The following is a 14,989-nucleotide window of genomic DNA, read 5'->3' on the forward strand; positions in this document are numbered from 1 at the left end:
TTTGCGTTTATAAAATGCCTAACTGTTGTAAGAATACAAGGAAAATCGCGATGGGACATACATATTTTAAAATCAATAACCAAGCCGCGAAAAGTTTGAATCGAAACGCCCCGCCTGATGTAATTTCATCCAGTAAAACTTGGCGTGGCATCCGAAACCCGACAAAGATAGCAATCAAGAAAGCGCCAATTGGAAGTAAGATATTCGATGCAAGATAGTCCGCGATACCGAATAAATTTTTCCCGAAAAGGGTGACGTCGGCTAGAACGCCAGTACTTAATGACGTTGGAACGGCGAGCAACGTTACGATCACGACAACGATGAGAAGTACGCGTTTTCTAGCTTCTGGTCGTTTTTCGAGGAATGCTGTGACTGGCACTTCGAATAAGTTGAAGCTGGATGTCAGTGCTGCGAATAGGAATAAAACTAAAAATAACAGTAAGAAAACAATGCCGAACGGGACTTGGTTAAAAATCGCCGGTAAGACGATAAATAAGAGTCCTGGTCCTGCTTGTGGCTCGATTCCGAATGAGAAAGCAGCTGGGAAAATCGCAAGTCCAGCGAATAAAGAAACGAGCAAGTTCATCAAGGCAATCGTCAGCGCGCTACTCGGCAAGAATACATCGCGCTTTAAGTAGGAAGCATAGGTGATCATCCCACCAACGCCGACCGCAAGTGAGAAGAAACTCTGTCCAAGCGCCTGCAAAATTCCATCAGAAGACAAATCCTCAAACTTCGGCTGTAAAAAGTAAGCGACACCATCCATCGCGTTCGGCAAGGTCAATGCATACACGATTAATATGAGCAAAAAGAGAAATAAGGCAGGCATCATCCAACGATTCGCACGCTCAATTCCAGCCGTAATCCCTTTTAGCAATACGAAAAAGTTAATCGCAATAAATAGGACCGTTGCTAAAATGACCTGTAGCGGATCATTGGAAGTCGTTACAAATAGCTCGGTCAAAGCGTCTACAGAGAGCCCATGGAGTGCTCCGGTCGCGGCCTTCCATATGTAGAGTATCGCCCAACCACCGACCACACAATAAAAAGCAAGAATCAAGAAGCAAGTGAGAACGCCGATACGCCCCGTCCAGTCCCATTTTGTGTTAGGCGCCAATTTTCGATAGGCCGCAATGGTTCCGCTCTGCGTGTTTCTGCCAATGACGAATTCGCCAAGTAACACGGGCAAGCCGATAAATAGCGTGAAGATAGCGAAAATAAGAAAGAAAGCGCCACCGCCAGCGTTTGCTGTTACGTAAGGCATTTTCCAAAGCGCTCCCAATCCGATTGCCGATCCTGCCGATGCTAAAATAAATCCTAATTTTGATGTCCATTGTTCCCGATTTTTTTGCATAATAGTTTTAATCTCCCCTTTAGTGCGTTTCATCTTTAACGTATTATACCAGTTTTACATAGGAGATAACAACCTGAAAATAAGCTTTTCACGAATAGTTATGCATTATGCTATAATAGATAGGAATGGGAGCGTGATGAATCGTGGAAATGATCAAATCAACGAAAAACGACCGCGTCAAAAATTGGCGTAAATTGCAAACAAAAAAAGGGAGACAGCAAGAGTTTTCCTATCTGATAGAAGGGTTTCATCTTGTAGAAGAGGCATTGCGTCAAGACGGCTTAGTAACGGAGCTAATTGTAGCGCCAAATGTGAAGATACCGGAAGAATGGAGTATCACGAATATCCCTGTGTTTTACGTGAATAAAGAAGTGGCGACAAGTATTAGTGAAACAATTACGGATCAAGGCATCTTCGCCGTCGTGAAAATGGAAGATCCAGAAATTATGATGTTGTTCGGTAAGAAATTCTTGCTGCTAGATGGCGTGCAGGATCCAGGAAACGTCGGGACTTTGATTCGTACAGCGGATGCCGCGGGATATGACGCGGTTGTTCTGGGGCGTGGAAGTGCGGATCTATACAATCCAAAAGTGATTCGATCGACACAAGGAAGCCATTTCCACATTCCGGTTTTGCAAGCGAGTTTGTTAGACTGGATTGAGCGTTTGGAAGAGGATGGCGTCCCAATTTTTGGAGCTGTTTTAGATGATACTGCAACAAAATTACAGGACGTGGAGCCGCGCGAAACATTGGCCTTGATGGTTGGTAATGAAGGAAACGGTATTCAGACAGAACTACAAACACGGCTTACGCACAAGGTGTACATACCAATATACGGTGCTAGTGAATCGCTGAACGTTGCGGTAGCTGCGGGGATTTTGATGTATGGTTTGAGGAAGTAGGGCGATAGATTGAAAAACAGTGCGAACCTAATATCAGGTTCGTACTGTTTTTGTCTAGTCTCGCATCTTTACTTCTTTAATAAGCACGGGTTTCAAAGCGGATTTGACACCGCCCATAATCCCTTTTGCGGCACTCCAATCGATGTTAAATAGGGTGCCAGAACCGCCTGTCGTAATCATAGTGACTTCCGTGACGTGGTTAAAATCATGCACGACAATGAATAAAGCGCTATGATTACTGGGACGTAAAGATGTCTGGTCATAGGTTAACATGCCTTGATGGAACTCACCAAATTGGCGTAGTTCTTCAAAGCAAAGATCGTTCGTAGATTGGGATAATTTAATTAAATCCATCGTTTCGGCTACGCTACTTTTTACAACATACCTGGATTGAGTCATGATTTGCGATCCCTCCAATGACGTTTTGCTACGCTAGCTTATCTGATACCTCTATTTTACGCTTAAATAAGGTATTTTTCAATGCATCCATTCGCTTATTAATTGTAAGCTAGTGAGTTTAAATGAGTTACTTTCTAGCATGAAATATGATATAATACTTTTAGAGGTGAGAACAATGAAAGAAGAAACGCATACAATGTGTCCGAAGTTCGAGAATGCCTTTTCGCTACTTGGTAAGCGTTGGACCGGTCTGATTATTAATGTTTTGCTGGATGGACCGAAACGCTTTAAGGAGATTGCAGGCGAGATTACACAAATGAGTGATCGTGTCCTTGCAGAGCGCTTAAAAGAGTTAGAAGAATCCGGAATCGTCGTGCGCCACGTGTACCCAGAGACACCTGTTCGCATTGAATATGTATTGACTGAAAAAGGTAAAGGCTTGGAGAAAGTGATGATTCAAGTTCAGGAATGGGCGGAGGATTGGATCGAATTGACTCCAGTAGAAAAGTAGTGAAATTTACAGGCTGGGGCAAACTCCAAACAAGATAAAATTGCCTTCCCTTCACTTTTGGGTAAGACGAAAATGAAGCTTTACACAAATCGAGCGAAAGCGTTTGTATTCAGGGGATTTGGTGGAAGTCGGAGAGCTGCGCATACTGGTGTATGTGATGACTGAAAGCAGGGAGAGAGTAGTTTCCTCGACCATGCAAGAAGTTAAGCGAAACGGCTATCGTGTAGCAGAACCGCAAAGATGTACCGCATCCTTGTTCTAAATCTCCAGAAGGAACGCCTATTCGCGATGCTCATAGGCATATTGGGGCTGTAACTCATTTCATTTCGAACAGCCCCAACAATGCGAACGCTTGTCGCCGATTTATTTGGGCTATGTTCCAGACCTATTTCTTTTTTACCTTGAAAATTCCAACCAAACATACTATAATGGAACGTATCAACTAAATATTGCTTAAAGACGTTGAAGGAGACAAGTAGCTTTACGGATTCATTTTTAGGGAGAGGTTATCTTAGACTGTAAATAACCTCATGTGATACGTATGTGCGAACATTTCAGCTCTGGAGTCGCTGTCGGGATTTTTTATAATGAAAGACAGATCGGTGTGAAGCCGTTATTTGAATGAAGTGGATGGCATTTTGCTGTCTATTAGGGTGGTACCGCGTGATTATAACCTCGTCCCTTTGTGGATAAGGTTTTTTATTTTGGCTAAAAATAAGGAGTGAAGTAGCGTGTTAGATCAGTTGGAGCAATTGAAACAAGAGGCTGTGAAGGAAATTGCGGCTGTGGAAAGTTTAGAGACGTTGAACGATTTACGTGTGAAGTATTTAGGGAAAAAGGGACCAATGACGGAAATTATGAAGCAGATGGGAAAATTGTCTGCGGAGGAGCGTCCGAAAGTGGGAGCAATCGCCAATGAAGTTCGGGAGCAATTGACGAACGCGATTCAAGAGAAGCAAGAGGAATTGGGTGCGGCGGAAATTAAGAAACAGCTCGCGAATGAAACGATTGATGTAACGCTTCCTGGAACGACTGTGAAAGAAGGCACGGCGCATTTGTTGACACAGGTTATTGAAGAAATCGAGGACTTGTTTATCGGAATGGGTTACACGATCGCTGAAGGTCCGGAAGTGGAGAAGGACTATTATAATTTCGAGGCGTTGAACTTGCCGAAAGATCACCCAGCGCGTGATATGCAAGATAGTTTTTACATTACGGAAAATACGTTATTGCGTACACAAACGTCTCCTGTTCAGGCGCGCGTGATGGAGCAACACGACTTTGCAAATGGCCCGATTAAAATTATTTGTCCGGGTAAAGTGTATCGCCGTGATAACGATGACGCGACGCATTCTCATCAATTTACGCAAATTGAGGGTTTAGTTGTAGATGAAAATATTACACTAGCTGACTTAAAAGGAACGCTGACAGTGCTTGCGAAGAAAATGTTTGGCGAAGCGCGTGATGTGAGATTACGTCCTAGTTTTTTCCCGTTCACGGAGCCTTCTGTTGAGATGGATATTTCGTGTTTCAAATGTGGCGGTGAAGGTTGTCGTGTGTGTAAAGGCACTGGTTGGATTGAAATTCTTGGTTCTGGTATGGTGCATCCGAATGTGCTTGAAATGTCAGGAATCGATTCGAAAAAATATAGCGGTTTTGCCTTTGGAATGGGTCCAGAGCGTGTCGCGATGTTGAAATATGCGGTGGATGATATTCGTCACCTGTACACAAACGATTTGCGGTTTACAAAACAATTTTCGGTGAAAGAATAAGGGGGCGAAGAGGCATGTTAGTATCATATCAATGGGTAAAAGAATATTTTCCAAATCTGGCGGTTTCAGCAGAAGAGCTGGGAGAACGCATTACGCGTGGCGGGATTGAAATAGAAGGCGTGGAGCATTTGAACGCTGAAATATCGAATGTCGTAGTCGGCGAGGTAGTCACGTGCGAAAAACATCCGAATGCGGATACATTAAATAAATGTACGGTGAATGTTGGTGAATCGGAGGCCATTCAAATTATTTGCGGCGCGCCAAACGTTGCAACTGGACAAAAAGTGATTGTCGCTCGTGTTGGTGCGAAATTACCAGGTGGCATGAAAATCAAGCGTGCGAAATTGCGCGGAGAAGTGTCAGAAGGCATGATTTGCTCGCTACAAGAGTTAGGCTTTGAAGGGAAAACGATTCCGAAAGCAGTGGCGGATGGGATTTTTGTATTGCCGGCGGAAGTGGAAGTTGGCGTGGATGCGACGGCTTTACTTGGCTTGGATGATGCAATCTTGGATATGGCCATTACGCCAAACCGGGCGGATGCGCTTAGTATGACGGGTGTTGCGTATGAAGTTGGCGCGATTGTGGGTCAAAAATCGGTGTTTGATGCGATTCCGGAAGTAGCCACGCAAGGCGATGTATCGGAATATGTGCAAGTGAGCGTGCAAGATGCGGACACGACGCATTTTACGGGATGCAAGTTATCAAGGACGTTGTTGTTCGCGAATCGCCGCTGTGGTTACAAACGAAGCTAATGAAGGCTGGGATTCGACCGCATAACAATGTTGTTGACGTGACGAATTATATTTGTTTGAAATACGGTCAGCCGCTCCATGCTTTTGACTATGAGCGACTTGGCAGTAAGGAAATTGTGGTTCGTCTTGCTACGGATGGGGAAGAAATCGTAACGCTCGATGGCGAAAAACGTACGCTAAATGCTGGTCATGCGGTGATTACAAACGGGACGAATCCGATCGCGATTGCAGGTGTGATGGGCGGCGAAACGTCCGAAGTTATCGAAACAACGACGACGGTTGCTTTAGAAGGTGCTATTTTTAGCAGTAGTTACGTTGGGCGTGCGTCTCGTGAGCTTAATTTGAGAACGGAAGCAAGTATCCGTTACGACAAAGGTAGCGACGCTTGGAAGGTGGAAAAAGCATTGCAACACGGTGCGGCGTTGATTGCTGAACTTGCAGGCGGTACGCTCATTGGTGGCTTGGCGGCTGTTGATAACCGCGCAAAAAACAAGAACACCATTGAAACAACCTTGACGCGGATTAATCGTGTTTTAGGAACTGAAATTAGCCCGACAGAAGTACAAGCTATTTTCGCAAAATTACAGTTTGATTTGGCTGTGGATGGCGATACATTAGCGATTACCGTCCCATCGCGTCGTTGGGATATTCTGATTGAAGCGGATATTTTTGAAGAAGTAGCGCGTATTTATGGTTACGATAAAATTCCATCAACGTTGCCGAACAGCGTTTCAGCGGGTCGTTTGACAGTCGAACAAGCCGCTAAAAGAACGATTCGTAGCTATTTGGAAGGCGCTGGCTGAATCAAGCGTTAACGTATTCTTTAACTGCCGAACAAGCCGCAACAAAATTAGCGCTTTCAGAAGAAAAAGCCGTGTCGCTTTCTATGCCGATGAGTGAGGAACATAGCCACTTACGGACGAGTATCGTGCCACAACTTCTGAAAGCAGCAAGTTACAATGTGGCTCGTAAAAATAGCAATGTCGCGTTATACGAGCTAGGTACGGTCTTCTATGCGACAGAAGGCGATAATTTACCGCTTGAAACGGAACATTTAGCCGGACTTATCACAGGAAATTGGCGGGAAACGGATTGGCAAAAACAAGAGAAGAAAGTCGACTTCTTCCTATTAAAAGGTATGGTTGAGGGTGTTGTTGCAAAACTTGGACTAGAGGAAGCTTTGGAATGGAAGCAAATAGAGAAACAAGATTTGCATCCAGGAAGAACAGCGTCTATCTCGCTAGCTGGTGAAGAAATCGGTTATTTAGCGCAAATACATCCGTCACTTGCCGCTGAACTTGATTTGAAAGAAACCTACGTGTTCGAATTGGGTGCCACGCAACTTTTAGCAGCACCGAAAAAAGCAGTGGCATACCATACGATTCCGAGGTTCCCAAGCATGACGCGTGATATCGCTTTGTTAGTGAGTAAAGAAGTCAGCCAAGCCGCGCTAGAAAATGAAATCAAAGCACAGGCCGGCAAACTTTTAACCAACATCCAGCTTTTCGACATTTTTGAAGGCGAAAAACTTGGCGCAGATAAAAAATCGATGGCTTACACGCTCACATTCCTCGATCCTGAACGCACATTGACGGACGAAGAAGTGACGAAAGCTAACCAAGCGATTGTTACAGCGCTTGAAACGAAATTTGACGCGGTCATTCGATAATTTTTGAAACTGTTCTTTTCCTAAATTTTGGAAGAGAGCAGTTTTTTTGCACCCAATTACAATTTGCTATAGTAAATAAATAGTTTAGGGGGTGAACTTGTTTTGGAGAAAGATAAAGTAAGGCAGCTAATCAAAAGCTACGAAGAAACATACATATTTGTGACACGGCAACTACACGATGCCATTGCGGAACAAATTTTAGGGAAGCAGGGTATTTCATTTGAACAATTTTTGGTATTGCGTTATTTAGCGGAGCACGGTGAGTCTAGTCCGAACGATCTGGCGACGGCGCTCAGCATGCACAAAAGCGCGATTACAGCGAAGATTAACCGGCTATTCGAGAAATACCTCGTTCATCGCATGAAAAATGTAGAAGATAAGCGTGGAATTAGGTTAACAGTAACCGATAATGGGGAAAAGGTATATCAGGCGTGCGAACAAAAACTAGAAGAACTCGTTTCTAACTGGCTTGAAATTCTAGCGAGGAAGACAGCGAACAATTTTTAGCGTTGTATAAAAAAATAACGGAGTCAGTCATCGAAAAATAAAGAGGGGGATTCGATCAAATGAAATGGATTGTAAAATTTAGATGGCCGATTGTAGCAGCTTGGCTCGTTGTCATGGCGGTACTCATTTTCACGGCGCCCAATATGGCTGATTTGGTTCGCGAAAAAGGGGAAATCAAACTCCCAGGTGGCTACCCATCATCGCTTGCAACCGAAATGGAGAAAAAACATAATCCTGATAAACAAGGTCAGGCCTACATCGCTGTCTACACATCGGATAAAAAGCTCACAAAGACAGACTTAAATAACATCGAAGGCTCACTCAGTAATATCGACAAAAATAAGAAATCGCTTCACATCACGAGTGTTGTCGATAGTTTTAACCAGCCGGAGTTAAAAGATAAATTCCTATCAAAAGACGGCAAAACGATGGTCGCGACATTCAATGTGGACGCAGGAAAAACACCAGTCAAAGAAATTCGCGCAGATATTGACAAGAAAATGAACATCAAAGGCGTGGACACGTATTTAACAGGAAACGCTTTGATCCAAGAGGATGTTGTTCAGAGTTCCGAAGACGGTTTACATAAAACAGAAGGCATCACCATCGTCTTTATTCTAGTCGTATTAGTCTTAGTTTTCCGTTCTGTTGTGGCGCCTTTTATCCCGCTACTAACGGTTGGAGTCAGCTATTTAACCAGTCAGGCAGTGGTTTCCTTCCTAGTCGATCAATGGAACTTCCCAGTTTCGACGTACACCCAAATATTCATGGTTTGTATCCTATTTGGAATCGGAACAGATTACTGTATCCTATTGATGAGTCGTTTTAAAGAAGAAATCGGGAATGGTTTGTCCGGAAAAGAAGCCGTTTTTGCAACGTATCGAACAGCCGGAAAAACCGTTATTTATAGCGGAATCGCAGTACTCGTTGCTTTCGCCTCACTCAGTTTCGTGCAATTCGAACTATATCGTTCGGCAGTCGCTGTTGCAGTCGGAATTGTGGTCCTACTCGCTGCACTGTTCACGATTGTTCCATTTTTCATGGCAACGCTCGGCACGGCATTATTTTGGCCACTCAATAAAAATGTTGGTCATAAAGAAAATAAATTATGGGGCGCGGCAGGCAAATTTGCGTTCGCCAGACCATTTCTTGCCCTTCTCATCGTAGCCGCAATCACCGTGCCACCAATCATCATGCACACAGGGAACTTATCCTTTAATTCCCTCGACGAAATCAGCGACAAATACCCATCCAAAAAAGGTTTTGACGTCGTTTCCGATAGCTTCGGAGCAGGCCAAGTTGCGCCAACCACCGTGTACTTGGAAAACGATGATTCTATGAAAACAACAGAATATTTGGCACTACTCGAACAAATTTCGACAGACTTATCCCATGTGGATGGCGTCGATATGGTTCTCAGCGCCTCAAGACCAACCGGAAAACGTCTCGATGACATCTACATCAAAGACCAAGCAGGCAAAGTTGGAGATGGGCTAGATACTGCAGGCCAAGGCGTTGGCACGATTCAAAAAGGTTTATCCGACGCTAGTTCACAAATGGCGAAATCAGAACCACAGTTAAACGAAGCGGTTAAAAGTGTTGGGGAGCTCCAAGCAGGAACCGTCGCGACCAAAGATGGCGTCGACCAACTACAAGCCGCCTTAGCCCAAATTTCGACAGGTATTAAAGCTGGGGCATCAGGCGCGGGTGATTTAGAAAAAGGTGTCCAAGAAGCACGCGCCCAACTTTCCAAATTACAAGATGGTCAAGAACAAATCCAAGCAGGCTACAACCAAATCGGAACGGCGTTAGAAAAAGTAGCCGATCAAACAGCTAGCTTCCAAAATCCAGCGAAACCAGCTATCGATGCGACCGCTTTAAATGCTTTGTTCAGCGACATGGAGGGCTCCTTAAAAGCTTATATCGCAAGCCACCCAGCTGCAATGAACGATCCTGATTTTAAAGCGATTATGGGAGACTTCGCCAAAATCGGTCAAGCAACGAAAGCACTCGGACCACAAATCCAAGCGAGCATTGACAAAGAAATGGCAAAAGCCAAACAACAAATGACAGCTCTAAATCAAGGCATCCAAACATTAGCGGCTGGTATGGCTGAACTAAACGCAAAAAATGCAGAAATAACACAAGGACTCGGCGCCTTCAACAGCGGCCTAGGTCAAATTGAAACAGGCTTAACACAATTAGAAAGCGGCTTAAATCAAGCAGCGACAGGCGAAGATCAAGTCGTAGCAAAAATGCCTGAAATTTCCTCTGCACTAACACAACTCGCTGCAGGACAAGGCCAATTGCAAACAGGATTCACCGCGATGTCAGGCCAAATTGGACAATTAACAACAGGCTTGAAACAAAGCGCAGATGGCCTAGGAAAAATCGAAACCGGCTTGACAGACGCCAACGATTTCGTGAAAAATTGGTCCAATGTACCGTACGACGAGTCAGGTATCTACATCCCAGAGCAATTACTAAACAACGCCGACTATCAAAAAGTACTCGATCAATACATGTCCTCCGACGGCAAATTAGCCTCACTAAACTTAGTTTTAACGAAAAATCCATACTCCGATGAAGCAATGGACACCATCGATGGCATAAACGACCAACTAAAATCAAGTTTACAAGGCACGAAACTGGAAAATGCAAACATCGGAATTGGTGGAATGACAAGCATTAACTACGATACGAGAGATATGTCCAGCGCTGACTACCAATTAGTATTAATTTTCGTACTAACAGGCGTATTTATTGTTCTAGTCATCGTGTTACGTTCGCTCGTGATGCCACTTTACCTTATTGCGTCACTCGTATTAACGTACTTCGCATCCATTGGAATCGCTGAAATCATCTTCGCCCGAATTATTGGTTATGACGGCCTAACATGGGCAACACCGTTCTTCGGCTTTGTCGTACTCGTCGCACTCGGAATCGATTATTCGATCTTCCTGATGACCCGATTTAACGAATATCATGGCATGCCGATTCGCGAACGCATGATTCTAACCATGAAAAACATGGGTGGCGTTATCTTCTCCGCGGTACTTATTCTCGGAGGGACATTCGCCGCGATGATGCCAGCAGGAGTGCTATCCCTACTAGAAATCGCCTCCGTGGTGCTCATAGGACTGCTACTCTATGCATTCGTCGTTCTACCGCTATTCGTCCCAGTCATGGTTCGACTATTCGGAAAAGCAAACTGGTGGCCGTTCATCACTAGAAAAAATGATCATCAAGAAAATATCGACCCGAAAGATCGTAAATAGATTCCCAACCGAGCAGTGTAAGAGCTGTTCGGTTTTTTGAGAAAATAATTTTAAATCGTGTAGCTTTATTATCATTATAGTTGACATGGGGAATAATTTGATGTAAAACACGAACATAAGTTCTTGTTTGAGAGGTGTTCAAATGATGAATGGAAAAGATATTTTACACGGTGAATATGAATGGAATAATAGTATGCAAGATTTAATAGCGACCAGAGCCATGCAAAGACTTCAACATGTTCATCAAGCTGGAGCTGCTTACTTGATTCATGGGAATTGGACTGTGACTCGGTTAGAACATTCTATTGGTGTGATGCTACTCATCAAGCGATTTGGTGGCAGTGTAGAGGAGCAGGTGGCAGGGCTATTGCACGATATATCGCATACGAGTTTTTCACATGTTATCGATTATCTCGTGGACGACAAAAAAGAAAGTTATCACGACCAAATTTTTTTAGACACGATACAAAATAGTGAGGTTGCCAATATACTAACCGCTGCGAACTATAATTTGTCATTAGGAGACTTGAGCCAATATAAATTACTAGAGCAGTTGGCGCCTAATCTTTGTGCTGATCGAATCGATTATTTTCTAAGAGATATGCGGACATATGGATATATTAGTGAAGAGGAAGTCACTGATTTCTTTGATGATTTATCTGTTGTGGATGGCCAGTTTGTGTTGCAATCAGAAGATATTGCTATGTGGTACATCCGGAAATATCAAGAATATGTTGCTGTAGTTTTGCTCGACCCGCGAAATATATATAGTGCATGGAAAATGACGATGATTTTGCGATATGCTATAGAAGCAAACTATATAACGTTGCAATTTTTAGAAACGAGTACAGACGAAGCGGTTATGGAGAAATTACGTGGGATTCTAGATAAGAAGCTACAGGACGAGTTAGCAACTTTACATAGAGGGGTGAAGGTTGTGCTAGATGAGCGGAATTTCGATTTTCATATGCGAGGGAAAACGAGAGTGGTGGACCCACTTGTACAAACGATGACAGGTGTTGTTCCAATCTCGACCATAAATGAAGAAGCTAAATCGACCATCAAAACTTTAAAGGAAAAGTATCAAAACGGTTCATTTATTCGAGTGATACATGTATAATTGTGGTATCAAGAATAAGTGGGGGAAACAACATGATTCCATTAGGAAATGATTGGGATGCATTGCTAAAAGAAGAATTTACGAAGGATTACTATTTGAAATTACGAGCGTTTTTGAAGGTGGAGTATGGGAATCAGAAAATATATCCAGATATGTATGATATTTTTAATGCGTTGAAATATACGGCTTATCAAGATGTTAAGGTTGTGATTCTTGGACAGGATCCATATCACGGAGCAGGACAGGCGCATGGGATGTCTTTTTCTGTGAAACCAGGTGTCAGAACGCCGCCGTCACTCGTTAATATGTACAAAGAATTAGCGGATGATTTGGGGCTAGTTATTCCGAACAACGGTTATTTACTTCCATGGGCAGAACAAGGTGTGTTATTGCTAAATACTGTTTTGACGGTGCGGGAAGGGCAGCCGAATTCACATGCGAATCAAGGATGGGAGAAGTTGACGGATACTATTATTTCGCTACTTGGTCAAAGGACGGAACCGGTTGTCTTTTTATTGTGGGGAAATAACGCGAAGTCGAAACAAGTATTGTTGCGAAATCCGAACCACCTAATATTAACTTCGGTACATCCAAGTCCCTTATCAGCGAATCGAGGTTTTATGGGTTGTCGACATTTCTCGAGAGCGAATCATTATTTAACACAGAGTGGTCTCGCGCCGATTCATTGGCAAATTTCGAACATATAAAAATGATATCCTTACTTGGCAGCTACATTGCGAGGTAAGGATATCATTTATTAATTTCTTCGCGATAACTTCCGAGCTTTGTCGGTGTTTGCGAAATGCCACTTTGTATAGCGTTGAAGCGTCTCTTCTCCTTTTGTATCCAGAATATCAGCGGCTACTTGATCAACTTTTGAGCTGGCGCCTTTAGGGATTTGGAGGCCGAGTTCTTGCTCCATCTCACGGAAAGCTTCTACAAAACGTGATCTAGCAATAATCGATGCAGCGGCTACAGAGAGATGCAGCCCTTCCGCTTTCGTTGCGAAGAAAACATCTTCACGGACGACAGAAGCTTCTTTGGTAAGGTAGCGATAATAGGTATTCTTTTCAGCAAATTGGTCGATAAGAATCGCGTCTGGCTTGACAGGGGCTATTTTCTTGAGGACGTTTTCTAACGCGCGATTATGCAGGATTGCTTTCATCTGGCCTTGATTCATGCCTTTTGCCTGTAACTCGTTGTATTTAGGATTAGGTAACAGTAAGAGGCTATGCGGGACAACGGGGATGATTTTTTTAGCAATCTCACAAATTTCTGGATCGGTCATCGCTTTCGAATCTTTCACACCAAGCTGCTTCAAAAGTGGCATCATCGCTTGGTCGACATAGCAAGCCGCGACGATCATTGGCCCGAAATAGTCCCCAGTACCAACTTCGTCCGAACCGGCGACGTTTTTCGATGCGAAACCTGGTGGTAGAACGGAGGTGCTTACTTTTGTAGACTTCGCTTTTGGTGTTGTTGCAGTGCCCCATTTGGCGGCTTCGCGTTCGCCAGCTACGCCTTGGAACATGACTTTTCCAGATTTATAGGCGGTGATGGAGAGACCTGTTTTCTTCACAGCGAAAATCGCACCGGGTGGTATTTTATCGGACATATGGGGTAAATAAGTTTTTTGCATGGCTTTGATTTGTTTTGGTGTGGCTTGGATAACGGTGTTTGCGATTGGAATCATCTTCTTTCTTTTAGGTTCATTGCTTTTTATTTTACCATAATTCGCGGGATTGTTTCATACTTAAGACTGAAATCATTCTGGATTAGAACATTTGCGCTTTTCTTCGGTTGCTTTTCATGATAAGATGGGGTACAAGTAGGATAAATGTGTGTTGAGGATATTAATGAGGAGGAAGACAGATGGCGGACAATACTAGAAACAAGCTGACAACAACAATATATGGAAGAGAATATACGATTGTTGGTGTAGAATCTACCGAACATCTTCGTCTGGTTGCGCGTCTTGTCGATGAAAAAATGCATGAGATTGGTGCGCAGAATCGGTCTTTAGATAGTGGTAGACTTGCTGTGTTGACTGCCGTTAATGCCACTCATGATTATCTGAAATTAGAGGAAAAATATCAAGAGCTAGAGAAAGAACTGGCTCGGATTAAAGGACGCGAATAAATTGATTTTAAATGCTATTATACTCATTTTGTTGATTGGCGGATTCGTCAATGGCTATCGGAACGGTGTTTTACGCCAGTTAATTATTACGATTGGTTATCTATTAAGTTTTTTTGTAGCGTACAAATATTATGAAGAGTTAGCACCGCATATTACGTTCATTCCATATCCAAAATTGGACAAGTCGAGTGATTTATATGCGTTACTCGATGCGCTTCATACAGAGAACGCGTATTATAATAGTATTGCTTTTCTGATGATTTTCCTAGTTGCGATTATCGTTGTACACATGATTGCTTCTTTGTTTAAAGGCGTTACAAAAGTACCGGTTTTACGTCAGGTGAATGGCTTGATTGGTGCTGTATTAGGTGTTTTACAAACGTACTTGGTCATTTTCTTGATTTTATATGTTGGTGCGATTTTTCCAGCAGAGTGGGCGCAAAATGCGATTACTGGCTCGTCAGTTGCTACATGGATCCTAGAAAATACACCGTTGTTATCTGATTCTTTTTACAAGTGGATGACGGGGATATTACCTAAATAGTTTTTATGGATGTCAGCGAAAAGCTGGGGCTACTCAGTTCCA

At 43.3% G+C, this 14,989-nt stretch carries 11 protein-coding genes, 2 pseudogenes and 1 other annotated feature; of the genes and pseudogenes, 10 read left to right on the top strand and 3 right to left on the bottom strand.

Annotation, left to right across the window (positions count from 1 at the left end; translation table 11 throughout):
* Positions 1 to 7: 7 nt before the first annotated feature.
* Positions 8 to 1,354 (bottom strand): sodium-dependent transporter, encoded by a 1,347-nt coding sequence (locus PCORN_RS01785; RefSeq protein ID WP_036077050.1) that lies wholly within the window; start codon positions 1,352 to 1,354, stop codon positions 8 to 10.
* A 143-nt stretch (positions 1,355 to 1,497) separates the two neighbouring features.
* On the opposite strand from PCORN_RS01785, the gene PCORN_RS01790 reads away from it, so the two are divergent.
* Entirely contained in the window at positions 1,498 to 2,256 is a 759-nt protein-coding gene (locus tag PCORN_RS01790; RefSeq protein WP_036077052.1) for a TrmH family RNA methyltransferase, read from the top strand.
* Positions 2,257 to 2,310: 54 nt separating this feature from the next.
* On the opposite strand, the gene PCORN_RS01795 is transcribed toward PCORN_RS01790, so the two are convergent.
* Positions 2,311 to 2,655, bottom strand: coding sequence for a DUF6054 family protein (locus tag PCORN_RS01795; RefSeq protein ID WP_036077054.1), 345 nt, complete (start codon positions 2,653 to 2,655; stop codon positions 2,311 to 2,313).
* 175 nt (positions 2,656 to 2,830) lie between these two features.
* Here PCORN_RS01795 and PCORN_RS01800 point away from each other — a divergent pair, with 175 nt between their 5' ends.
* From PCORN_RS01800 to PCORN_RS01830, 7 genes and pseudogenes are all read left to right on the top strand, one after another.
* Positions 2,831 to 3,166, top strand: a complete 336-nt coding sequence (locus PCORN_RS01800) for a winged helix-turn-helix transcriptional regulator (RefSeq protein ID WP_036077056.1) — start codon at positions 2,831 to 2,833, stop codon at positions 3,164 to 3,166.
* A 453-nt stretch (positions 3,167 to 3,619) separates the two neighbouring features.
* Positions 3,620 to 3,852: a binding site (T-box leader), on the top strand.
* A 45-nt stretch (positions 3,853 to 3,897) separates the two neighbouring features.
* Positions 3,898 to 4,938 (top strand): phenylalanine--tRNA ligase subunit alpha, encoded by a 1,041-nt coding sequence (pheS, locus tag PCORN_RS01805; RefSeq protein WP_036077058.1) that lies wholly within the window; start codon positions 3,898 to 3,900, stop codon positions 4,936 to 4,938.
* 14 nt (positions 4,939 to 4,952) lie between these two features.
* Positions 4,953 to 7,359 (top strand): annotated as a pseudogene (gene pheT / locus PCORN_RS01810) (phenylalanine--tRNA ligase subunit beta).
* Between the two features lie 102 nt (positions 7,360 to 7,461).
* A pseudogene (locus tag PCORN_RS01815) lies at positions 7,462 to 7,907 on the top strand (MarR family winged helix-turn-helix transcriptional regulator).
* Positions 7,908 to 7,925: 18 nt separating this feature from the next.
* Positions 7,926 to 11,144: an MMPL family transporter gene (locus PCORN_RS01820; RefSeq protein ID WP_036077061.1), complete on the top strand. Its 3,219-nt coding sequence runs from the start codon at positions 7,926 to 7,928 to the stop codon at positions 11,142 to 11,144.
* 142 nt (positions 11,145 to 11,286) lie between these two features.
* Positions 11,287 to 12,264 carry an HD domain-containing protein gene (locus PCORN_RS01825; RefSeq protein WP_051999169.1) on the top strand — a complete coding sequence of 326 codons (978 nt, stop codon included), beginning with the start codon at positions 11,287 to 11,289 and terminating at the stop codon, positions 12,262 to 12,264.
* Between the two features lie 32 nt (positions 12,265 to 12,296).
* Positions 12,297 to 12,971, top strand: a complete 675-nt coding sequence (locus PCORN_RS01830) for a uracil-DNA glycosylase (protein WP_036077063.1) — start codon at positions 12,297 to 12,299, stop codon at positions 12,969 to 12,971.
* 50 nt (positions 12,972 to 13,021) lie between these two features.
* Here the strand turns inward: PCORN_RS01830 and rnhC are convergent, their stop codons facing one another.
* The gene (gene rnhC, locus PCORN_RS01835; RefSeq protein WP_149024217.1) at positions 13,022 to 13,948 is read right to left on the bottom strand and encodes a ribonuclease HIII; all 927 of its coding nucleotides are present in this window, start codon (positions 13,946 to 13,948) and stop codon (positions 13,022 to 13,024) included.
* Between the two features lie 188 nt (positions 13,949 to 14,136).
* Here rnhC and zapA point away from each other — a divergent pair, with 188 nt between their 5' ends.
* Positions 14,137 to 14,403, top strand: a complete 267-nt coding sequence (gene zapA / locus PCORN_RS01840; RefSeq protein ID WP_036077066.1) for a cell division protein ZapA — start codon at positions 14,137 to 14,139, stop codon at positions 14,401 to 14,403.
* Position 14,404: 1 nt separating this feature from the next.
* The gene (locus PCORN_RS01845; RefSeq protein ID WP_036077068.1) at positions 14,405 to 14,947 is read left to right on the top strand and encodes a CvpA family protein; all 543 of its coding nucleotides are present in this window, start codon (positions 14,405 to 14,407) and stop codon (positions 14,945 to 14,947) included.
* Positions 14,948 to 14,989: the final 42 nt, after the last annotated feature.

Source organism: Listeria cornellensis FSL F6-0969 (assembly GCF_000525855.1).
In the GTDB taxonomy this organism is placed as follows: Bacteria; Bacillota; Bacilli; order Lactobacillales; family Listeriaceae; genus Listeria_A; species Listeria_A cornellensis.